This window comes from Aeromicrobium sp., from assembly GCF_014378035.1.
In the GTDB taxonomy this organism is placed as follows: domain Bacteria; phylum Actinomycetota; class Actinomycetes; order Propionibacteriales; family Nocardioidaceae; genus Aeromicrobium.
In genome coordinates this window covers 1-19,982 of sequence record NZ_JACMOM010000280.1, presented here as the reverse complement: position 1 = coordinate 19,982, position 19,982 = coordinate 1, and the positions used below count along the sequence as shown (strand labels likewise).

Here is a 19,982-nt window from a genome sequence, read left to right as displayed (position 1 = left end):
GGCGATCGCCGTCAGCGTCTCCCGGGCGTAGACGGCGCCGGTCGGGTTGTTGGGGTTGATGACGACGATGACCTTGGTGCGGTCGGTGATCTTGGTCTCGAGGTCGGCGATGTCAGGATTCCAGCCGTCGTCCTCGTCGCATGCGTAGTGCACGGGGACGCCGCCGGCGAGGTTGGTGACGGCCGTCCACAGCGGGTAGTCCGGCACCGGGATGAGCACCTCGTCGCCGTTGTCGAGCAGCGCCTGCAGGGCGATCGAGATGAGCTCGGAGACCCCGTTGCCGATCCACACGTCATCGATGTCGATGGTCGGGAAGCCCTCCTGCAGCTGGTAGTGGTGCACCACGGCACGGCGGGCCGACTGGATGCCGCGGGAGTCGGAGTAGCCCGCTGAGCTGGGCAGCGCCGCGATGACGTCCTGCAGGATCTCGGCGGGCGCGTCGAACCCGAATGGCTGCGGGTTGCCGATGTTCAGCTTGAGGATGCGGTGCCCTTCCGCCTCAAGGGCGGCGGCTCGGGCGCTGACGGGGCCGCGAATGTCGTAGAGGACATCCCTCAACTTCTCGGACTGGCGCCAGACATTGGTCATGCGCCCATCATCCCAGAGCACCGGAGCTCACCCGGAGCATCCCCTCCCGTCCCCGCTGAGTGTGACGTTTCTGCTGCCAGATGGGTGATCTAGCAGCAGAAACGTCACACTCAGGGTGGGGCTGGGGACGGGGTCGGGCGGGCAGAGGCCAGAACGGGCAGCCTGCGGCCATGGACGACCCGAGCGCCACCGCCATCCGTACCGCTCGCGCACTCCGCGAGGGTGCGACGCCCGCAGAGCTGCGTGGACCTGGGTGGCATCAGGCCGAGCACGGTCTGGTCAAGCGAGCGAGCCTCGAGGAAGACCCGGTGATGAGTCGCATCAGCCTCGCCACGGGTCTCATGACTGATGGCTGCTTCCTTGGCGGATGGGCCTCGCTCCATGTGCAGGGCAACTCGTGGTTCGACGGCCTGAGCCGCGGCAAGGAAGAGCCGGTACTCGTGCACTGTCCTCGCGGTGCGCAGCTGCGCACACGGCCGAGCATCAACCCGTTTCGCGGGTTGGTGCACCCGGACGAAATCATCTCGTTGGAGAACTACGACGTCACGACCATGGCACGAGCAGCGTTCGATGAGATGCGCGTGGCGTCAGGAGTGCGCGAGGCTGTCGTCGCCCTGGACATGGCGACCAGCACCACGATCGGCCTTCCGCACACCACCCGAGAGCGCGTGGGTCAGGTCATCGGCAGCCACCTCAAGGTCCGCGGAGTAGTCGATGCTCGACGCGCGTGGGAGCTCGGATCGTCGAGATCCGCCAGCCCCTGGGAGACCCGGACCCGTCTGCTTGCAGAAGTCGATGTCGGGACGTCACGCCTGGCGGTCAATATTCCGATCTTCGATCTGGGCGGACGACTTCTCGGCATCGTCGACCTGCTCGACGAAGAAGCGGGACTGGTGATCGAGTCCGACGGAGCAGACCATCGGAAGGACGTGCGGCACACCGATGACAATCGTCGCGAGGAGAAGCTCGAACGATCAGGCCTCGTGGTCGTCCGCGTCACGGCACTCGACCATCGAGATCGGTGGGGAACGGTCGGACGCATTGCAGCAGCAAGACGCGATGCGTCCAGGACCATCAAGCATGCATGGACCACAGAGAAGCCCGACTGGTGGTGGACCTGGCCCCCAGCCCGTCAATGGGACTGACCCCACCCTGGGTGTGACGTTTCTGCTGCACTTTGAGGCTTTTCACCACAGAAACGTCACACTCAGCGGGGAAGTGGGGACTCGTCGACGGTGCGCACGATCTCGAGGGCGTGCTCCAGATCGGCCGGGTAGTCGGACTCGAACTCGACGTAGTCGCCGGTGCGCGGGTGGACGAAGCCAAGCTTCCTGGCGTGCAGCCACTGCCGGTCGAGGCCGACTCGCGCGGCCAGGGTCGGGTCGGCGCCGTACATCAGGTCGCCGACGCAGGGGTGGTGGACCGCACTCATGTGCACCCGGATCTGGTGTGTGCGGCCGGTCTCGAGATTGATCGTGAGCAGGCTCGCGTAGCGGTGTGCCTCGAGGGTGTCGTAGTGGGTGATGCTGTCGCGGCCACCGTCCTTGACGGTGAACTTGAAGTCGTGCTTGGGATGTCTGGCAATCGGGGCGTCGATCGTGCCGGTGTGCGGATCCGGGTGCCCCTGCACGAGCGCGTGATAGGTCTTGTCGACCGTACGATCGCGGAACGCCTGCTTGAGAACGGTGTACGCGTGCTCGGACTTGGCGACGGCCATCAGACCGCTCGTACCGACGTCGAGGCGGTGCACGATGCCGCGCCGCTCGGGCGCGCCCGAGGTGGAGATGCGCACCCCGATGCCGGCGAGGTGATCGAGGACCGTGGGGCCGTACCAGCCGACGCTCGGATGGGCGGCCACGCCGACGGGCTTGTCGACCACGATGATGTCGTCGTCCTGGAACACGATGCGCATGCCCTCGACCTCGGCCGCAACGACGGACGCCCTGCGTGGCGCGGGGATGGACGCCTCCAGGATCGAGCCCGGCGTGACCCGGTCGGACTTGGCGGGCGCCTGACCATCGAGCGTGACGTGCCCTGCGGCAACGAGCTCGCTCGCCCGGGTGCGAGAGAGTCCGAGGAGACGGGCGAGCGCGCTGTCGACCCGCTCGCCGGCAAGACCCTCGGGAACCTGTAGGACCTTGTGCTCCAGCTCGGTGTCGTTCACAACGGCCTCCTCGCCGGTCATGGCTTCTCCTGATGGGTGCCGTCGATGCTGATGCCGCGCCACGTGCGCCAGATGATGATGGCTGCTGCAGCGGTGAGCGCGATGTCGGCAACGTTGCCGACGAAGCTGCCATAGTCGATGAAGTCGACGACGTGACCCTTGAACGGTGAAGGCTCGCGGAACAGCCGGTCGGAGAGATTGCCGAGCGCTCCTGAGAGCAGCAGCCCGAGTCCGATGGCCCACCCTCTGTCGCGCAAGCGCGAGGCAACCCGGATGACGGCGATGCACACCACGATCGCGATGATGCTGAGAACGACCGTGAAGCCTGTGCCGGTGCTGAACGCCGCGCCCGGGTTGCGCAGGAACGACAGGGACAGCACATGCGGAATGATCTCGATCGACGCACGACCCTGTAGCCGCTCGACGGCGAACGCCTTGGTCACCTGGTCGAGTGCAAGTGCCAGAACCGAGACCACAGCGAACAGACGAACGTACGTCCGTGTGGTGGCCGGCCCGTCATCGTTCCCAGGGCTCAGCGACGCTCCTCGCGCTGCTTGCATGTCATGCACAGTGTCGCACGGGGGAACGCCATCAACCGCATCTTGCCGATCGCCTCACTGCACACCTCGCACTGGCCGTAGCTGCCCTTCTCGAGGCGGTCGAGTGCCTTCTCGGTCTGCTGGAGCAGCTCACGCTGGTTGGCAGCGAGCGACATCTCCGCATCGCGTTCGAGCCCCTTGGAGCCCACGTCCGCCTGATCGTTGCCGGCACCGTCGACGCCGTCACGCAACAAATTCTGCAGCTCACGGGCCGACTGGTCGATCTCGCCACGCAGTCTCGTGAGGTCGCTCTCCAGCTCGGCACGCACGCCCTTCGTCTCGGCGGCGGTCCAGGGCTTCTCGTTGGCACGTACGGCCAACTTCGTGTTCGGCATGCGGGGACAATATTACTGACCCAGCCCATCCGCAACTCGCACCGCCGCGGTACGGGCGCCGGTCACCCGTAGAATTGAGGGTGTGACCTCGCACGCGTCCTACCGCCCCGTTCCCGCGCACATCGACCTACCGGCGTTGGAGCGAGAGATTCTCGATCTCTGGGCTGAGCAGGGCACCTTCGCGGCAAGTCTCGACACTCCGCACGACGCTCCACGGTGGACGTTCTACGAGGGGCCGCCGACGGCCAACGGCACACCCGGCACACACCACGTCGAGGCCCGTGTCTTCAAGGACATCTTTCCGCGGTTCAAGACCATGCAGGGCTATCACGTCGATCGCAAGGCAGGGTGGGACTGCCACGGCCTGCCGGTCGAGATCGCGGTGGAGAAGGAGCTCGGTTTCAACGGCAAGCCAGACATCGAGGCCTACGGCATCGCCGAGTTCAACGCTCGGTGCCGCGAGGCCGTGGTGCGCAACGTCGATCTCTTCGAGGAGATGACCGACCGGATGGGCTACTGGGTTGACATGGCGCACCCCTACCGCACGATGGAGCCGTCATATGTCGAGAGCGTCTGGTGGGCTCTCTCGACGATCTTCGACAAGGGCCTGCTCACCGAGGACTTCCGCGTCGCGCCCTACTGCCCGAGATGCGGCACCACGTTGTCCGACCACGAGCTCGCGCAGGGCTACGAAACCATCACGGACGCCTCGGTCTATGTCCGGTTCCCGCTGACCTCGGGACCGTACGCCGGCAAGGCGTCCATGCTGGTCTGGACCACCACCCCGTGGACGCTGGTCTCCAACACCGCCGTCGCCGTCAACCCCGACGTCACCTACGTGCTTGCATCGGATGGTCAAGAGACCCTTGTCGTCGCCGAGCCGTTGCTGGCCAAGGCGTTGGGCGAGGGCTTCACCTCGACCGGCGAGTCGTTCTCCGGACGCGACATGGAGCGTTGGACGTACCAACGGCCGTTCGACTTCGTGACCTTCCCCGGTGGCGATGATGGGCAGGGTGCCTCCGAGGCCCACTTCGTCGTGCTCGCTGACTACGTCACGACCGAGGACGGTACGGGACTGGTGCACCAGTCCCCCGCCTTCGGAGCGGACGACATGGCAGTCAGCAAGGCGTACGGCCTCCCCATCGTCAACCCGATCACCGCCGATGGGCACTTCGAGGCCGACGTGCCGCTCGTCGGCGGGATGTTCTTCAAGACTGCCGACCGTGTGCTCGCCGACGACCTCACCGCCCGCGGACTGATGTTCCACGAGCTGGCGTACGAGCACTCGTACCCACACTGCTGGCGCTGCCACACGCCGCTGATGTACTACGCGCTGCCCGCCTGGTACATCCGCACCACGGCAGTCAAGGACCAGCTCCTCGCCGAGAATGCCGGCACCAACTGGTTCCCCGAGACGATCAAGAACGGCCGCTACGGCGACTGGCTCAACAACAACATCGACTGGTCCCTGTCACGCAGTCGCTACTGGGGAACGCCGCTGCCGATCTGGCGCAACGACGTCGATCCGACCCTGCTCGTCTGCGTCGACTCGCTCTCGAGGCTCTCCGAGCTGACCGGTCGCGACCTTGCCGACCTCGACCCGCACCGTCCCTACATCGACGACGTCACCTTCGAGATCGAGGACACGCCCGGCACCTACCGCCGCGTCCCCGACGTCATTGACGCATGGTTCGACTCCGGTTCGATGCCCTTCGCCCAGTGGGGCTACCCGCACGTCCCGGGCTCCAAGGAAAAATTCGAGCAGGCCTACCCCGCGCAGTACATCTGCGAAGCCATCGACCAGACCCGCGGGTGGTTCTACTCGCTCATGGCCGTCGGGACGCTCGTCTTCGACCAGAGCTCGTACGAGAACGTTGTCTGCCTCGGGCACATCCTGGCCGAGGACGGACGCAAGATGAGCAAGCACCTCGGCAACATCCTGCTGCCGATGCCGCTCATGGACGAGCACGGCGCCGACGCCCTGCGTTGGTTCATGGCCTGCTCCGGATCACCGTGGTCGGCGCGCCGCATCGGTCATGGCGCGTTGTCCGAGATCGTGCGCAAGGTGCTCCTGACCTACTGGAACACCACGGCGTTCCACGTGCTCTATGCCGGCGCCGCCGGCGAGGGGTGGAGCCCGACCACGGGCGACGTCCCGCCGGTCGCCGAGCGTGAGGTGCTCGACCAGTGGCTGCTGTCCGAGCTGCACACGCTCACTCGGGACGTCACGACGGCGCTGGAGTCGTTCGACACGCAGACTGCCGGGGCCCGCATCGCCGGCTTCGTCGATGACATGTCGAACTGGTACGTGCGCCGCTCGCGCCGCAGGTTCTGGCGCGGCGACACCGCAGCCCTCGCCACGCTGCACGAGACGCTCGACGTGCTCACGCGCCTCCTCGCGCCTCTGACACCCTTCATTGCCGAGCGTGTGTGGCAGGACGTCATCCGACCAGTAACGGTCGACGCCCCAGCCTCGGTGCACCTCGCCACCTGGCCGGTGACCGATGAGAGTCTCATCGTCGAGGGCCTCGGCGCGCGCGTCGACCTCGCGCGACGTGTCACCGAGCTCGGGCGCGCCGCCCGCGCCGAGGCCAAGGTTCGCACCCGCCAGCCGCTGCGTCGCGCCCTCGTCGCGTCGGGTGCGTGGCAGCAGCTCGGCGAAGACCTTCGCGCGCAAGTGTGTGAAGAGCTCAACGTCGGCACCCTCGAGTCGCTCGCCAACGCCGGGGGCGCGCTCGTCGACCACTCCGCGAAGGGCAACTTCCGCAACCTCGGCAAGCGGTTCGGCAAGGAGACGCCCTTGGTCGCCGCCGCGATCGCCGCCGCCGACGCGACGGACCTGGCCGCGGCGTTGGGTGCTCACGGCGCCGCGTCGATGCAGGTCAACGGGTCAACGGTCGAGGTCGGGCCTGACGACGTCATCATCTCCGAGCGTCCGCGTGAGGGTTGGTCGGTCGTCAACGACCAGGGAGAAACCGTGGCCCTCGACCTCGAGCTCGACGACGACCTGCGACGCGCCGGGTTCGCCCGTGAGGCCATCCGGGTCATCCAGGAGGCTCGCAAGTCCTCTGGTCTGGACATCAGCGATCGCATCACGCTCTCGTGGTCGGCGGCCGGACCCATCGCCGACGCCTTGCGCGGCCACGAGTCCGAGATCGCCGACGAGGTGCTTGCCACCAGCATCACCGCGTCCGAGGGCGCCGTGACCGGCGAAGGCACCTTCTCCGACGAAGAGCTCGGCTTCGCCTTCACCCTGTCCAAGGCCTAGCCGAGCTTCGACCGCTCGTCGTGCGACGGAGGAGAACCCGACCGATGATGCTTCGTCCATCGGTCGATGCGGCAAGCCCCGGCCCTCGTCGTTCGTCGTCCCGGGAGCAATGAGAAGACGTGCGAAGGGCCCGCCACCTGATCGGTGACGGGCCCTTCGACGGGTTCAGCTGGTGAGGCTCAGTAGCTCTCGTCGTCGCCAAGCAGCGACCGGAGCCGGCGCGGGGCCGCCTCGGCCGGAGCCTGGACGGGCGTCGAGCTGCTGGTGCTCTCGTTGGCAGCGAGCTGGTCGAGCTGGCTCTGGAAGTAGTTCTTGAGGCGCGCGCGGTACTCGCGCTCGTACGCCCGCAGATGCTCGACCTCGCGCTGGATCTCGTAGCGATCGCGCTCGATCGTGGCCACGGCCTGCTGACGACGCTCATTGGTCTCGTCGTCGAGCTTCTGCGCGCGGATACGGGCGTCGGTCTCGAGTCGATCGGCCTTGCCACGCGCCTCGTTGGTGATGCGCTCAGCCTTGGAACGGGCCTCACCGACCATACGGTCGGCCTCTTCCTTCGCGGAGTCCATGAGCTGGTCGGCGTTGGTGGAGGCGATCTCGAGGAGTCGTGCTGCCGCGGACGACGCATCGCCCATCGACGAGGTACGCACGGGTGCGGGAGCGGCCACGGGTGCTGCCGGGATCGGCTCCGGCTCGGGAGCGGGAGGCGGCGTGTACTGCTGCACGGGCTCCTGCACGGCCGGGGTCGGCGCGGTCTCTTGAGCCGGCGCTGCCGGCAAGATCGCGGGGATGAGACCGGTGGGTTCTCCGGTCGATACGGCAGCTACCTTGGCGCGAAGTTCTTCGTTCTCGACCGTGAGCCGTTCGAGCTCGGCCTCGACCTCGTCGAGAAACTGATCGACTTCGCCCATGTCATAGCCTTCGCGAAGACGGACAGGCGTAAAACGTTTGTTACGCACGTCCTCTGGCGTCAACGGCATGAGTTCACCTCGGGGTTCGGAATAGTCGTGGAGACACTGAGCCTCCACCGTACTCCGTCGCCCTTCACTTCTGCCACACCTGCCCCGCTTCGCACGGCGTGTTTGACGACACTCTGGTCAGGCATCAGGAGAAGATCGCCAGCACGATGCGCTGGAGAATGTAGAGCGCAAACAACAGGATCATCGGAGACAGGTCGAGCAGAGCCGATCCGAGCCGGATCGGCGGGATGACGCCCCGCACCGTGCGCAGCGGCGGATCGGTGACGGAGTAGATGCCTTCGCACATGACCGCCACGACACCCCGCGGCCGCCACTGGCGTGCCAGCATCTGCACCCAGTCGAGCACGAACCGGGCAATCAGCAACAAGATGGCGACCCAGAGGATGAAGTAGAGAATGCTGCCGACTGTGGCCATCCGTCAGCTCTGGTTGTAGAAGCCGCCGGCAGCGATTCGCTGCTTGTCCTCGTCGGTCACCGTGATGTTGGCGGGCGACAGGAGGAAGACCTTGGCGGTCACGCGATTGATGGAACCGTGCACCGCGAAGACGAGGCCGGCAGCGAAGTCGACAAGACGCTTGGCGTCGTCGTCGTCGATCTCGGACAGATTCATGATGACGGGCACGCCGGAGCGGTAGTGGTCGCCGACAGTGCGCGCGTCGTTGTAGGTGCGCGGCGTGACGGTCTCGATGCGGGCGAGGTCGGAGGGCGTGGAGGCACGACGCTCGGGCCGACGGTGCTCGTCGATGCTGGTGACAGGTGTCGGGCGAACGACAGCGGGCTGCCTGCTCACCGTCTTGCGGTCGTCGCCGTCATCTTCGAACTCTTCGTCGAAGTCGGCCTGTTCGACCAGGCCGAGGTATTCGCCGACCTTACGCATTGCGCCAGCCATGAGAACTCCGTGTGTGCGATCGGAAATGACAACTCTGAGGCTACCCGGTGGAACCACGCGTACCGAGTATCGAACGCCCGATGCGCAGGTGTGTCGCGCCAGCGGCTATCGCCTGCTCGAAGTCACCGCTCATGCCAGCGGACAGGATGGAGGCGTCCGGTCGATCTGCCCTCAGCTCTTCGGAGAGTCGCCGGAGGTGCTCGAAGTGCGGCGTCGGGTCGTCGCCCAACGGGGCGACCGTCATGAGGCCTCCGAGCACGAGACTGCCTGCGTCGGCGATCGCCGAGGCGAGGTCGGGTATGCCCGCGGGCACGACACCGGCGCGTCCCGGGTCGGTCGCGTCGAAGTCGACCTGGATCAGGCAGGTGAGGGTGCGACCTGCGGCCTCAGCACCCCTGGCGAGCGAGTGCGCGAGCTTGGCCCGATCGACGCTGTGCACGACGTCGGCGTAGCGGGCGACCGCCCCCGCCTTGTTGGTCTGCAGCGCACCGAGGAAGTGCCAGCGCAGAGGACGATCGACCTCTGCGGCCTTGTCGCCGGCTTCGGGATGACGGTTCTCACCCACGTCGACCACGCCGAGATCGGCCAGGATCTCGACGTCGGAGGCGGGATGTGTCTTGGTGACGACGACGAGCGTGATGTCGTCCCGAGGGCGGCCAGCCGTCTCGCAGGCGGAAACGATGCGCTGCTCGGTCTCGGCGAGCCCCGCGGCGATGTCGTCGCGGCGGCTCATCGGACGACCGCGATCGCGCCGAACCGGCCGGAAGCCTGGCCTTGGCGACGGTAGGAGAAGAACCGTTGGTCCTCGATGGTGCATTGGTCCGCGCCGATGTCGGTGGTGGGGATTCCGAGGGCACGCAGCTGAGCGACGACGCCCGCGCCGACGTCGACCGCGGCGGTGCCCCACGAGGTCGTCGACCGTGCCTCTGGGACGACAGCGGCCACTGCGTCGGCCATGTCCTCGGGCAGCTCGTAGCAGGATCCGCACGCGCGTGGTCCGACCCACGCCTCCATCGACTCGGTGCCCCGTTCACGCATGGCCGCCACCGCAGCCATGACGACCCCCCTGACCAACCCCTCGCGTCCACAGTGGACGACGCCCGCGACCGGTTCGTCGAGACCGACCAGGATGACCGGAGTGCAGTCGGCGACCCTCACGAGCACTCCAACCCCCGGCCGGTCGGTCAGCAGTGCATCGGCGACCGGGATCTGCCCGTCGGGCACCTCATCGGCCCACACGACGTCGGCACCGTGCACCTGAGTCATGCGCACGAGACGGTCGAGCTCGAGCTCAGCGGCGAGCAGGTCGATGTTGTGCTGCACGACCGCGGAATCGTCGCCGTTGGAGGTGCTGAGGTTCAGCGATGTCCAGGGGCCGACGCTGAGCCCGCCTTCACGGTCGGTGAAGGCGAGCTCGACCCGCCCGACTGTCTCGCGATGTAGGAACACCCGGTCTGGTCAGCGCAAGAAGTCAGGCACGTCGAGGTCGTCGCCGTAGTCGGTCGACAGCGGCTCTGGCGGCGCCGGGGTGTTGCCGGAACCGTCCCTCGGCCTGCGGGTGACGTGCCCGGTGCCGTCGCCGTCAAGATACGGATCTGGCTCGAGGAAGCTCTCGGCAGTCGGCGGGACGGACGTGGCGTCCGGCGCCGGGCGATCAACGTCCTTGAGGAGCGCTGGCTGGGTGGAGTCGCGCAGCTTGGGCTCTCCTCCGTCGAACCCGGCCGCGATGACGGTGACCCGCACCTCGTCGCCGAGCGCGTCATCGATGACAGCACCGAAGATGATGTTGGCGTCGGGATGAACGGCGGCGGCGACGAGACGGGCCGCCTCGTTGATCTCGAACAGTCCGAGGTCGGAGCCGCCGGCAATTGACAGCAGCACCCCCCGGGCGCCCTCGATCGAGGCCTCGAGGAGCGGGCTGGAGACCGCACTCTCGGCGGCGACGGCGGCGCGGTGCTCACCACGCGCCGATCCGATACCCATCAAGGCCGAGCCCGCATCGGACATGACCGACTTGACGTCGGCGAAGTCGAGGTTGATGAGGCCGGGCGTGGTGATGAGGTCGGTGATGCCCGAGACTCCCTGGTGCAGGACCTGGTCGGCCTGCCGGAACGAGTCGAGCAGGCTGACATTGGGGTCACTGATCGAGAGCAGCCGGTCATTGGGGATGACGATGAGGGTGTCGACCTCTTCGCGCAACGCCAGGATGCCGACGTCGGCCTGGCCCGAACGGTTGCGTCCCTCGAACTTGAACGGCCGGGTCACGACACCGATCGTGAGCGCGCCGAGCGACCGGGCGATACGGGCGACGACCGGGGCGCCACCGGTTCCGGTTCCGCCACCCTCACCAGCCGTCACGAAGACCATGTCGGCGCCCTTGATGGCGGCCTCGATCTCCTCAGCGTGGTCCTCAGCGGCGCGCTTGCCGATCTCGGGGTTTGCCCCTGCGCCGAGGCCACGGGTCGAGTCGCGGCCGACGTCGAGCTTGACGTCGGCGTCGCTCATCAACAACGCCTGCGCGTCGGTGTTGATGGCAATGAATTCGACTCCCTTGAGCCCGATCTCGATCATGCGGTTGACAGCGTTGACGCCGCCTCCGCCGATGCCGACGACCTTGATCACGGCGAGGTAGTTCTGAACCGCCATCGTGTGTCCCTTCCGAGGGAATCGAAACTCTAACTCTGAAGTAGAGGTTTATAGTTATGTCAACCTGCTACTTCCGGAAACGGTACGCGACGACATGCCGCTAACCGCGCGACACGCCGCGGCAGTCAAGCCGCTACTTCTTGGTCGTCGGTTGGTCAGGGGCACTGACGTCATAGCGGGACGCCTTGATGCGCAGCAACGGGCGTAGCACCGACAGCTTGCGGGTGGGCTCGGCCCTGCTCCCCCACATGACGGTGCGTCCGCTGGTGAGATCGAGCTCGATCGAGTCCTTCGAGCTGGCACTGACCAACTGCACGCGCCTGCGCAACGCGGGGTCTTTCGTCTCGATCAGCCGGACGACGGAGGCGACAGCCCCGAGCGTCTGTTGACGCTCACGGGAGCCGACCACCACCACCTTCACCTCGATGAGTCGCTTGGGCGGCGACGGGTAGGTGCGGAAGTCGACCCCGTACCGGTCGAGACCGCGGATGGTCCCGCCGATCGACATCCAGGCGACGGCCTTGCGCTCCAGCACCGTGATCGTGACGGTGTGGGGCCATGATCGCGCTACCGAGACGTCCTGGACACGTTTGAGCGAGGCGACGCGACCCTCGATCGCCTCGGTGTCGAGACGCGCCAGCGGCTGACCGCCCCTGACCGATGCCGCGGTCCGGATCTGCGACTCCTTCAAGGTGCTCTCGCCGTCGATGGCGACGCTGCTCACGGCGAGGACTCGCGAGAAGAACACGAGCCAGACGAGCGCGGCCAGCGCGACGGCGGCCAGGAACCCGATCGCCATGCGCTTCCATCTCCCCCGCCGGGACTCGCGAAGACCTGCGGCAAACCGTGCGTCGCTCACGGTCGACGCCCGTGCGTCAAGACTGCCAGCACCGCCGGGCCGACCGTGGTGATGTCGCCGGCGCCGAGGGTCAGGAGCAGATCGCCTGCGCGCAGCCCGGACAGCAGCACGGCGGGAAGAGTGCCGACTGGACCCCCGGCGGTGGCTTCTGGACCGACGACCGCGTCGATGATCAGTGCCGGGGTGACCGCCGGGTCGGGATCTTCGCGGGCGAGGTAGATGTCGGCAACCAGCACACGGTCGGCCGCCGACAGGGCGACACCCATCTGTGCGCCGTAGAGACGCGTCCGACTCACGAGGTGCGGCTGGTAGGCGACGACGAGGCGGGCGCCGTCGGCGATCGCGCGGGCAGCGGCCAGGTCGGCCCGGATCTCGGTGGGATGGTGGGCGTAGGAGTCATAGACCCGCACCCCGCCGGCTTCGCCGAGCAGCTGCATCCGGCGGTTGGCACCTGTGTAGGCCGCGAGGCCTGCGACGAGCTGGTCGACATCGTGACCGAGAAGCAGACCCGTGCCGAGCGCGAGCAGCGCATCTTGGGCGTAGTGGGCTCCCGGCACCGCGAGGTGCACCGCGCCGAGGCTGACACCGTGCAGCGATGCGTGGAACGTCGACGTCGATCCGTCGATGACCAGATCGTGGCCACGAAGGTCGGCATCGTCGGCGAAACCGGCCACGAGCACTTCCAACCCCTGCCCACGGGCCGCCGTCGCCAGCGCCCGTGAGCCGAGATCGTCGGCATTGAGGACCAGGAACCCGGTGACCGCAGTGACGAACTGGTCGAACGCGGCGGCGTAGGCCTCGACGGTGCCGTAGTTGTCCAGATGGTCGGCGTCGACGTTGGTGACGACTGCGCCCTCGGGGGCGTAGACCAGAAAGGCGCCGTCGCTCTCGTCGGCCTCCGCGACCAGCAGGTCGCTGCTGCCGAGCCGGGCATTCGCGCCCAGGCTTGCCACCTCGGCCCCGATCGCGAACGACGGCTCAGCACCGGCCGCGATGAGCGCACACGTCAGCATCGCGGTGGTGGTGGTCTTGCCGTGGGTGCCTGCGACGGCGATCGTGCGGCGGCCCTGCATGACCGACCGCATCCCAGCCGATCGCGGCCACAGACGCAGCCCGAGCCGCTGCGCCTCGACGACCTCGGGATTGTCGTCGCGCACCGCGGTGGACGCGATGACGGTGTCGGCTCCCGCAAGGTGGGAGGCGTCCTGGCCGACGTGACACGTGATGCCCTCGTCGGCGAGGGCGCGGAGCACGGTGGAGTCGGCGGCGTCGCTCCCGCTGACGGTGACGCCCTGCTGGGCCATCAGTCGCGCGATCGCCGAGAGGCCTGCGCCACCGATGCCGATGAAGTGGACGTGGCCGAGCTCGGTGGCGGGCGGGATCGAGGAGGGGACGGGGATCTTCACGTGCGGGCAGCCCTCAAGATCATCGCGGCGAGGCGCTCGTCGGCATCGCGCGGCACGATGCCCGCCGCCGCCTTCGACATCGCCGCCAGACGGCCGGGATGGGAGACGAGCGGAATGACAACGTTGTCGATCCAGGCGGGAGTCAGCGCGCCGTCGTCGATCAGCAGAGCCCCGCCCGCCTCGACGACGGGGTGCGCGTTGTGGGCCTGCTCGCCGTTGCCGATCGGCAGGGGCACGAAGGCGGCAGGCAGCCCCACGGCGGCCACCTCGGTGACGGTGTTGGCGCCCGCCCGGCACACGATGAGATCGGCTGCGGCGTAGGCCAGATCCATGCGGTCGATGAACGGCACCACGATGTAGGGCGGGTCGCCGTCGCGCGGGTGGATCGAGACCTCGTCGGGCCGGCCTGCTGCGTGGAGAACCTGGACCCCCGCGTCGGCGAGGTCACGCGCGGCCGCCGACATCGTCTGGTTGATGCGGCGCGCACCCTGCGAGCCCCCCGTGACCAGCAGGGTGGGCCGGTCGGGGTCCAGGCCGAAGTGCGCGAGCGCCTGTGCATGCAGGGCGACCCTGTCGAGGCCGGAGATCTCGCGCCGGATGGGCAGACCGATGTAGTGCGCGTGCGGCAGGTCGGTGTCGGGAAAGCTGGTGGCGACATTGCCGGTGAATCGGGCGCCCAGCTTGTTGGCGATGCCGGGGATCGCGTTGCCCTCGTGGACGACGAGGGGGATGTGCCGGCGGCGGGCGACGAGGTAGGCCGGAACCGACACGTACCCGCCGAACCCGACGATGACATCGGGGCGCACCCGGTCGACGACCTCACCGGTGGCCTTGACGGCGGCCCGGAGGCGGCCCGGAACCTGTACGAGCGCTTTGCCTGGACGACGCGGCAGGGGTACCGGTGGGACGAGTTCGAGGGCATACCCGGCCTGCGGGATCAGCGTCACCTCAAGCCCCCTCGGGGTGCCGAGACACGTGATCTGGACACCGTCTGCACTCAGGACAGCGGCGGTGGCCAGGAGCGGCGAGGTGTGTCCGGCCGTGCCTCCACCGGCGAGCAGCGCGCGCACCGTCATCGGCTCCGGGCCATGCTGCCCCGCGCGCGGTTGGCCTTCCCCGCGGCAAGGGCTCGGCGGGCTCCGGGCTCGGTCTTGGCACAGTTGACCAGCACCCCCATGGCCACGAGGGTCACGAGGAGGCTCGACCCCCCGTAGGAGATGAGTGGCAACGGGATTCCGATGACCGGCAGGAGGCCCAGCACCATGCCGATGTTGATGACAGCCTGGACCATGATCCAGATCGTGATGCCGGCGGCGGTGTAGCGGACGAACGGGTCGCGGGTGCGGCCCGCGATGCGGATACCGGCGAACGCCAGCACGATGAACAGCGTCAGGATGACGAGCGTGCCGAGAAGGCCGAGCTCCTCGCCGATGACCGCGAGGATGAAGTCGGTGTGGGCCTCGGGCAGCGACCCCCACTTCTGCCTGCTCCCGCCGAGCCCCACGCCCCAGAAGCCCCCGCGCGCGAGCGCCATGCTGCTGTGGATCGACTGGAAGCCGGCTCCGCTGGCATCCGACAGCGGGTTCGTGAAGTTGAGCAGCCGGTCGACACGGTGCGGCGAGGTGATGACCGCGACCAGCAGGATGCCGAACAGCCCGGCAAGGATGCCGGTCATCTGCTTGGCCGGCAGACCCGCGACCCACAGCATGCCGACGATCAGCGCGAACAGCACGAGGGCGGTGCCGAGATCGTGCTGGCCGACGACGAGTCCGGTGACGCCGAGGGCGCCAGGGACCATGGGGGTCAGGACGTAGCGAGGAGTGCGCAGATACTTCTGCCGCCGCGCGTAGAGGTCGGCGATCCACAGCACGAGAGCCAGCTTGGCGAACTCCGAGGGCTGTAGCTGAAAACCACCGAAGAGCGGCAACCAGTTGCGGTTGCCCTGGACGTCGATGCCGACTCCGGGGATGTACGTCGCCAGGATCAGCACCACCGACACCGCCAGGAACGGGCGGGCCAGCTTGCGCAGCAGGGTCATCGGAATACGGGCGGCCGCCACTGCCCCCGCGATGCCGAGCCCCGCGAAGAGCAGCTGCCGCACCACGATCGCGAACGAGTTGCCGTAGTTGGTGAGAGCGAACACCGAGCTGGCGCTGAGCACCATGATGAGCCCCAGCCCCAGCAGCAGCGCCGAGCTGCCCAGCACGAGCTGGTAGGACGCGAGAGGGCGCTCGAGCGTGCGGCGCGCCGCCTCGATGAACGCCGGGGAGCGACGGTTGGCCGTGGCACTCATGGGCGGCTGCTCCGCGTCATCGTGATCCTTCTGAGTCGGCAACTCTGAACTGGAAACCCTCAGGACCGGTCATGAAGCCTGCGCACCGACGAGACGAAGCTCTCGCCTCGTGCCGCGTAGCTGCGGAACTGGTCCATGGATGCGCAACCGGGAGCCAGCAGCACCGTGTCGCCCTCGCGGGCGAACGAGGCCGCAACCTCCACGACGCGATCCATCGGATCAGTCTCGCCGGTGTCGACCTCCACGACGGGGACTTCCGGCGCGTGTCGGCGGAGCGCCTCGGCGATGACCGAGCGGTCGGTGCCGACGAGGACCGCCGCCCGGAGCCGGTCGCGCGCGCTCGTGACGAGGTCGCCGAAGTGTGCCCCTTTGGCGAGGCCGCCGGCGATCCAGACGACATGGTCGAAGCTGCGCAGGGAGGCGAGGGCCGCGTGGGGGTTGGTGGCCTTGGAGTCGTCGATGAACCGCACGCCGTCGATGGTGTCGACGTCGGCGATGCGGTGCGCGTCGGGCGTGAACGCCCGGAGCCCGTCACGGACGGCGCGGGGTGACACGCCGTGGGCCCGGGCGAGGGCGGCCGCGGCGAGGGCGTTGGCCACGACGTGAGGCGCAGGCGTTGGCGCCGGAGTGTCGCCCACGGAGGCGGCGGAGACAGCGGAGGCGGCGGAGACAGGCCTGCCGATGTCCCAGATGCTGCCGAGCTCGGCTGCGTTCGAGACCCGGCCGGTGACGAATGCGCGGTCGGCGATCGCGTCGTCGACGAGCCCGATCATGCCCGGTGCCGGGATGCCCAGCGTGAAGCCGATGGCCCGGCACCCCTCGACGACCTCGGCCTCCTCGACCAGACGTTCGGTCGTGGGGTCCTGGACGTTGTAGACGCAAGCCAGCTGCGCGCGATCGTAGATGCGACTCTTGTCGGCGGTGTAGGCGGCGATGTCGCCGTGCCAGTCGAGGTGGTCGGGCGCGACATTGAGCACCGCGCTGGCCTCTGCGGACAACGACGAGCTCCAGTGCAGCTGGTAGCTCGAGAGCTCGACGGCCAGGACGTCGAACGGCTCGGGGTCCATGACCGCCTGCAGCACCGGCGTGCCGACGTTGCCGACCGCCATCGCGCGCAGGCCCTCCGCCCGCAGGATCGACTCGAGCATCTGCACGGTCGTGGTCTTGCCGTTGGTGCCCGTGACTGCGAGCCAGGGCACGGGGTTGTCACCGCGTAGCCGCCAGGCAAGCTCGACCTCGCCCCAGACCGGGATGCCACGTGCCACGGCCTCCAGGAGCAGGGGCGTGGACGGTCGCCACCCTGGAGACGTGACCACGACGTCGACGATCTCGGGCAGGGCCGCGGTCGAGCCCGGGCCCAGGCGTACGTCGACTCCGAGGATCTCCAGGAGGGTGGCCTTGTCCTGCAACGCGGGGTCGGCGGAGTCGTCGAGCACGACGACGTCGGCGCCGAGGTGCTGCAGGGTGTCAGCGGCCGCGAAGCCACTTACCCCGAACCCGCCCACGACGGCGCGGACCCCCTCCCACGACGACGTTCGACCCAGATGTGCCAGATCAGGAGTCGTCATACACCGCTGACCCACTCGGCGTAGAAGATTCCGAGGCCCGTCGCCACGCACAGCCCGCTGATGATCCAGAACCGGACGACGATCGTGATCTCGGCCCATCCGAGCAGCTCGAAGTGGTGCTGGAGGGGCGCCATGCGGAAGATGCGCCTGCCCCCTGACACCTTGAACCAGCCGACCTGCAGGATCACCGACGCGGTGATCGCGACGAAGAGCCCGCCGATCACGACGAGCAGCAGCTCGGTGCGGGTCATCAGCGCGAAGCCGGCCATGGCCCCGCCGAGCGAGAGCGAACCGGTGTCACCCATGAAGATCTTGGCCGGTGAGGCGTTCCACCACAGGAATCCGAAGCAGGCACCCGTGAGGGCTGACGCCACCACGGCGAGGTCGAGCGGGTCGCGCACCTCGTAGCACTTGGTGCCGGGGTTGAACGAGCAGTTCTGGTTGCTCTGCCAGATGTTGATGAAGACGAAGGCACCGAACACCATGACCGACGCACCGGTGGCGAGCCCGTCGAGCCCGTCGGTGAGGTTGACGCCGTTGCTCGCACCGGCGATGAGCAGAAGCACCCAGACGAGCAGGAGCACAGTCGGCAGCTTCCACCCCTGGAAGTCGCGGGTGAAGGACACGGCATGCGTGATCGGGGTGCGGCCGGTGTCGTCCTCCAACCCGATCGCGAGGCTCGCGAAGATCAGGCCGATGACGATCTGCCCGATGAACTTGGCTTTGCTGCGCAGCCCGAGGCTGCGTTGCTTGGACACCTTGATGAAGTCGTCGAGGAAGCCGATCGCCCCGAGCCCGACGAACAGGAACAGCAGCAACAGGGCCGAGGCGGTCGGGGCCCACCCGGGCTTGAAGTCGCTCGAGATGCCGGTGACGAGCTTCGCCACGAGGTAACCGAGAACCACCGACACGATGATGATGAGTCCACCCATCGTGGGGGTGCCGCGCTTGGTGTGGTGGGACGTGGGGCCGTCGTCGCGGATCAGCTGACCGTAGCCCTTGGCGACGAGGACCTTGATCGCGAATCGGGTGCCGATGAGGGTGCCCAGCAGCGAGAACGCTCCCGCTATCAGGATGGCCTTCATCGCGTCGTGGGTCCCTTCAGCAGCATGTGTTGGTCGGCCCGGGCCGTGTGCCCGTCAGCTCTGCAGCAGGGCAAGCGCAACACGCTCGAGCCGTTCGCCCCTCGATGCTTTCACAAGAACGACCTCGTCCCCGGTCAGGCTCGCGGAGAGTGTGCGAACCGCCACGTCGACATCGGGCACCCACTCGGCGATCGGGCCGGCACCGGTGGCGATGCCGCGGGCTCCCTCGCCGACGACGACGACGCGGGTGAAGCCGAGCTCGGCGGCCAGTCGGCCGATCTCCAGGTGCGAGCCCGAGCTGTCGTCGCCGAGCTCGAGCATTCCCCCCAGCACCGCCACACCATGACCGCGCGCGATGGACGCCACGGAACGTAGCGCGGCGGTCATGGACTCGGGGTTGGCGTTGTAGGCATCATTGATGACGACGAGACCGTCGGCACGGTCGTGGCGCTCCATCCGCATCGGCGACGCGGCGCGGGCTGTCGAGAGCCGCGCGGCAATCGTCACCAGGTCCAGGCCCACCGCCAGCGCTGCGGCCGCGGCCGCAGCGGCGTTGATGGCGTGGTGCGCACCCATCTGCGGCACCACAACGTCGGCACTGATGCCCTCGTGGGTGAGGGTGAAGTGCGGACTGCCGTCGTCGTCCACCGTCACGGGACCCGGGACGACATCTCCGGAGCCGCCGAACGTGAGAACCCGCGCCCGGGTGCGGCGGGCCATCGGCGACACCAGCGGGTCGTCAGCATTGAGCACCGCCACTCCCCCGGCGGGCAGCGCCTCGACAAGCTCGCCTTTCGCCTGCGAAATGGCCTCGGGCGATCCGAACTCGCCGATGTGCGCGTGGCCCACATTGAGCACGACGCCGACGGTTGGCGGAGCGATGCGGCACAGGTGGGCGATGTGGCCCACCCCGCGGGCACCCATCTCGACCACCAGGAACCGTGTGGAGCGATCGGCCCGCAGCACCGTGAGTGGCACGCCGAGCTCGTTGTTGAACGATCCGACCGGGGCCACGGTCGCGCCGGTGTCGTGCAGGACGTGCGCCAGCAGGTCCTTGACCCCGGTCTTGCCCTGTGAGCCCGTGACGCCGATGGTCTGCACGTCGAGCTGGTCGATGTTCCACTGTGCCAGCCGGGCCAGCGCGTCGGTGACGTCCGGGACGACGACGCAGTCAGCCTCGACAGCGCGGCTGCCGAGCACGCCGACGGCTCCGCTGGCCACGGCCGCACCGGCATAGTCGTGTCCGTCGACGTGCTCCCCCGCCAGGGCCGCGAACAGCGTCCCAATTCCTGCTCCTGCTCCTGC

Annotated in this window: 19 protein-coding genes; 2 read left to right on the top strand and 17 right to left on the bottom strand. The window is 68.0% G+C overall.

Features of this window, described 5'->3' with window-relative positions; genetic code table 11:
- On the bottom strand, window positions 1-588 hold a 588-nt coding region (locus H7290_RS14415), incomplete at its 3' end, for an aminotransferase class I/II-fold pyridoxal phosphate-dependent enzyme (protein WP_290514710.1).
- Between the two features lie 170 nt (window positions 589-758).
- On the opposite strand from H7290_RS14415, the gene H7290_RS14410 reads away from it, so the two are divergent.
- Complete coding sequence (locus H7290_RS14410; protein WP_290514709.1) at window positions 759-1,733, top strand: DUF559 domain-containing protein; 975 nt, start codon at window positions 759-761, stop codon at window positions 1,731-1,733.
- A 62-nt stretch (window positions 1,734-1,795) separates the two neighbouring features.
- On the opposite strand, the gene H7290_RS14405 is transcribed toward H7290_RS14410, so the two are convergent.
- Genes H7290_RS14405 through H7290_RS14395 form a run of 3 tightly spaced genes read right to left on the bottom strand, consistent with a single transcriptional unit; the run spans window position 1,796 to window position 3,686 of the window.
- Window positions 1,796-2,773, bottom strand: a complete 978-nt coding sequence (locus H7290_RS14405) for an RluA family pseudouridine synthase (RefSeq protein ID WP_290514708.1) — start codon at window positions 2,771-2,773, stop codon at window positions 1,796-1,798.
- Window positions 2,770-3,228 (bottom strand): signal peptidase II, encoded by a 459-nt coding sequence (locus H7290_RS14400; protein WP_290514707.1) that lies wholly within the window; start codon window positions 3,226-3,228, stop codon window positions 2,770-2,772. Before H7290_RS14400 ends, H7290_RS14405 begins: the two co-directional genes overlap by 4 nt.
- Window positions 3,229-3,284: 56 nt before the next feature.
- The gene (locus tag H7290_RS14395) at window positions 3,285-3,686 is read right to left on the bottom strand and encodes a TraR/DksA C4-type zinc finger protein (protein WP_290514706.1); all 402 of its coding nucleotides are present in this window, start codon (window positions 3,684-3,686) and stop codon (window positions 3,285-3,287) included.
- A gap of 82 nt (window positions 3,687-3,768) precedes the next feature.
- On the opposite strand from H7290_RS14395, the gene ileS reads away from it, so the two are divergent.
- On the top strand, window positions 3,769-6,954 hold the full coding sequence (gene ileS / locus H7290_RS14390; protein ID WP_290514705.1) for an isoleucine--tRNA ligase: 3,186 nt from the start codon (window positions 3,769-3,771) through the stop codon (window positions 6,952-6,954).
- A gap of 179 nt (window positions 6,955-7,133) precedes the next feature.
- On the opposite strand, the gene H7290_RS14385 is transcribed toward ileS, so the two are convergent.
- The 13 genes from H7290_RS14385 to murF form a co-directional block, all read right to left on the bottom strand.
- Window positions 7,134-7,931 (bottom strand): DivIVA domain-containing protein, encoded by a 798-nt coding sequence (locus tag H7290_RS14385; protein ID WP_290514704.1) that lies wholly within the window; start codon window positions 7,929-7,931, stop codon window positions 7,134-7,136.
- 124 nt (window positions 7,932-8,055) lie between these two features.
- Window positions 8,056-8,346 (bottom strand): YggT family protein, encoded by a 291-nt coding sequence (locus H7290_RS14380; RefSeq protein ID WP_290514703.1) that lies wholly within the window; start codon window positions 8,344-8,346, stop codon window positions 8,056-8,058.
- A gap of 3 nt (window positions 8,347-8,349) precedes the next feature.
- Window positions 8,350-8,820 (bottom strand): cell division protein SepF, encoded by a 471-nt coding sequence (sepF, locus tag H7290_RS14375; protein WP_290514702.1) that lies wholly within the window; start codon window positions 8,818-8,820, stop codon window positions 8,350-8,352.
- 40 nt (window positions 8,821-8,860) lie between these two features.
- Window positions 8,861-9,553: a YggS family pyridoxal phosphate-dependent enzyme gene (locus tag H7290_RS14370; protein WP_290514701.1), complete on the bottom strand. Its 693-nt coding sequence runs from the start codon at window positions 9,551-9,553 to the stop codon at window positions 8,861-8,863.
- Window positions 9,550-10,269, bottom strand: coding sequence for a polyphenol oxidase family protein (locus H7290_RS14365; RefSeq protein ID WP_290514700.1), 720 nt, complete (start codon window positions 10,267-10,269; stop codon window positions 9,550-9,552). Before H7290_RS14365 ends, H7290_RS14370 begins: the two co-directional genes overlap by 4 nt.
- Before the next feature lie 9 nt (window positions 10,270-10,278).
- Window positions 10,279-11,466, bottom strand: coding sequence for a cell division protein FtsZ (ftsZ, locus tag H7290_RS14360; protein ID WP_290514699.1), 1,188 nt, complete (start codon window positions 11,464-11,466; stop codon window positions 10,279-10,281).
- A 133-nt stretch (window positions 11,467-11,599) separates the two neighbouring features.
- Window positions 11,600-12,325 carry an FtsQ-type POTRA domain-containing protein gene (locus H7290_RS14355; RefSeq protein WP_290514698.1) on the bottom strand — a complete coding sequence of 242 codons (726 nt, stop codon included), beginning with the start codon at window positions 12,323-12,325 and terminating at the stop codon, window positions 11,600-11,602.
- Complete coding sequence (gene murC, locus H7290_RS14350) at window positions 12,322-13,731, bottom strand: UDP-N-acetylmuramate--L-alanine ligase (RefSeq protein ID WP_290514697.1); 1,410 nt, start codon at window positions 13,729-13,731, stop codon at window positions 12,322-12,324. The genes H7290_RS14355 and murC overlap by 4 nt, the downstream gene beginning before the upstream one ends.
- Window positions 13,728-14,807 (bottom strand): undecaprenyldiphospho-muramoylpentapeptide beta-N-acetylglucosaminyltransferase, encoded by a 1,080-nt coding sequence (gene murG, locus H7290_RS14345; protein ID WP_366927641.1) that lies wholly within the window; start codon window positions 14,805-14,807, stop codon window positions 13,728-13,730. Before murG ends, murC begins: the two co-directional genes overlap by 4 nt.
- Window positions 14,804-16,024 carry a putative lipid II flippase FtsW gene (gene ftsW, locus H7290_RS14340; protein ID WP_290514696.1) on the bottom strand — a complete coding sequence of 407 codons (1,221 nt, stop codon included), beginning with the start codon at window positions 16,022-16,024 and terminating at the stop codon, window positions 14,804-14,806. The genes murG and ftsW overlap by 4 nt, the downstream gene beginning before the upstream one ends.
- Window positions 16,025-16,083: 59 nt before the next feature.
- The gene (gene murD, locus H7290_RS14335; RefSeq protein ID WP_290514695.1) at window positions 16,084-17,592 is read right to left on the bottom strand and encodes a UDP-N-acetylmuramoyl-L-alanine--D-glutamate ligase; all 1,509 of its coding nucleotides are present in this window, start codon (window positions 17,590-17,592) and stop codon (window positions 16,084-16,086) included.
- On the bottom strand, window positions 17,589-18,677 hold the full coding sequence (mraY, locus tag H7290_RS14330) for a phospho-N-acetylmuramoyl-pentapeptide-transferase (RefSeq protein ID WP_290514694.1): 1,089 nt from the start codon (window positions 18,675-18,677) through the stop codon (window positions 17,589-17,591). Before mraY ends, murD begins: the two co-directional genes overlap by 4 nt.
- A gap of 54 nt (window positions 18,678-18,731) precedes the next feature.
- Window positions 18,732-19,982: UDP-N-acetylmuramoyl-tripeptide--D-alanyl-D-alanine ligase (gene murF, locus H7290_RS14325; protein WP_290514693.1), on the bottom strand; the 1,251-nt coding region annotated here is incomplete at its 5' end.

What these genes read in the sequence shown, in the direction of transcription:
- H7290_RS14370 (WP_290514701.1), bottom strand. Translation starts at nt 9,553, where the DNA reads ATGAGCCGCCGCGACGACATCGCCGCGGGGCTCGCCGAGACCGAGCAG.
- H7290_RS14405 (WP_290514708.1), bottom strand. Translation starts at nt 2,773, where the DNA reads ATGACCGGCGAGGAGGCCGTTGTGAACGACACCGAGCTGGAGCACAAG.
- H7290_RS14395 (WP_290514706.1), bottom strand. Translation starts at nt 3,686, where the DNA reads ATGCCGAACACGAAGTTGGCCGTACGTGCCAACGAGAAGCCCTGGACC.
- ftsZ (WP_290514699.1), bottom strand. Translation starts at nt 11,466, where the DNA reads ATGGCGGTTCAGAACTACCTCGCCGTGATCAAGGTCGTCGGCATCGGC.
- sepF (WP_290514702.1), bottom strand. Translation starts at nt 8,820, where the DNA reads ATGGCTGGCGCAATGCGTAAGGTCGGCGAATACCTCGGCCTGGTCGAA.
- H7290_RS14410 (WP_290514709.1), top strand. Translation starts at nt 759, where the DNA reads ATGGACGACCCGAGCGCCACCGCCATCCGTACCGCTCGCGCACTCCGC.
- H7290_RS14385 (WP_290514704.1), bottom strand. Translation starts at nt 7,931, where the DNA reads ATGCCGTTGACGCCAGAGGACGTGCGTAACAAACGTTTTACGCCTGTC.
- mraY (WP_290514694.1), bottom strand. Translation starts at nt 18,677, where the DNA reads ATGAAGGCCATCCTGATAGCGGGAGCGTTCTCGCTGCTGGGCACCCTC.
- ftsW (WP_290514696.1), bottom strand. Translation starts at nt 16,024, where the DNA reads ATGAGTGCCACGGCCAACCGTCGCTCCCCGGCGTTCATCGAGGCGGCG.
- murD (WP_290514695.1), bottom strand. Translation starts at nt 17,592, where the DNA reads ATGACGACTCCTGATCTGGCACATCTGGGTCGAACGTCGTCGTGGGAG.
- murG (WP_366927641.1), bottom strand. Translation starts at nt 14,807, where the DNA reads ATGACGGTGCGCGCGCTGCTCGCCGGTGGAGGCACGGCCGGACACACC.
- H7290_RS14380 (WP_290514703.1), bottom strand. Translation starts at nt 8,346, where the DNA reads ATGGCCACAGTCGGCAGCATTCTCTACTTCATCCTCTGGGTCGCCATC.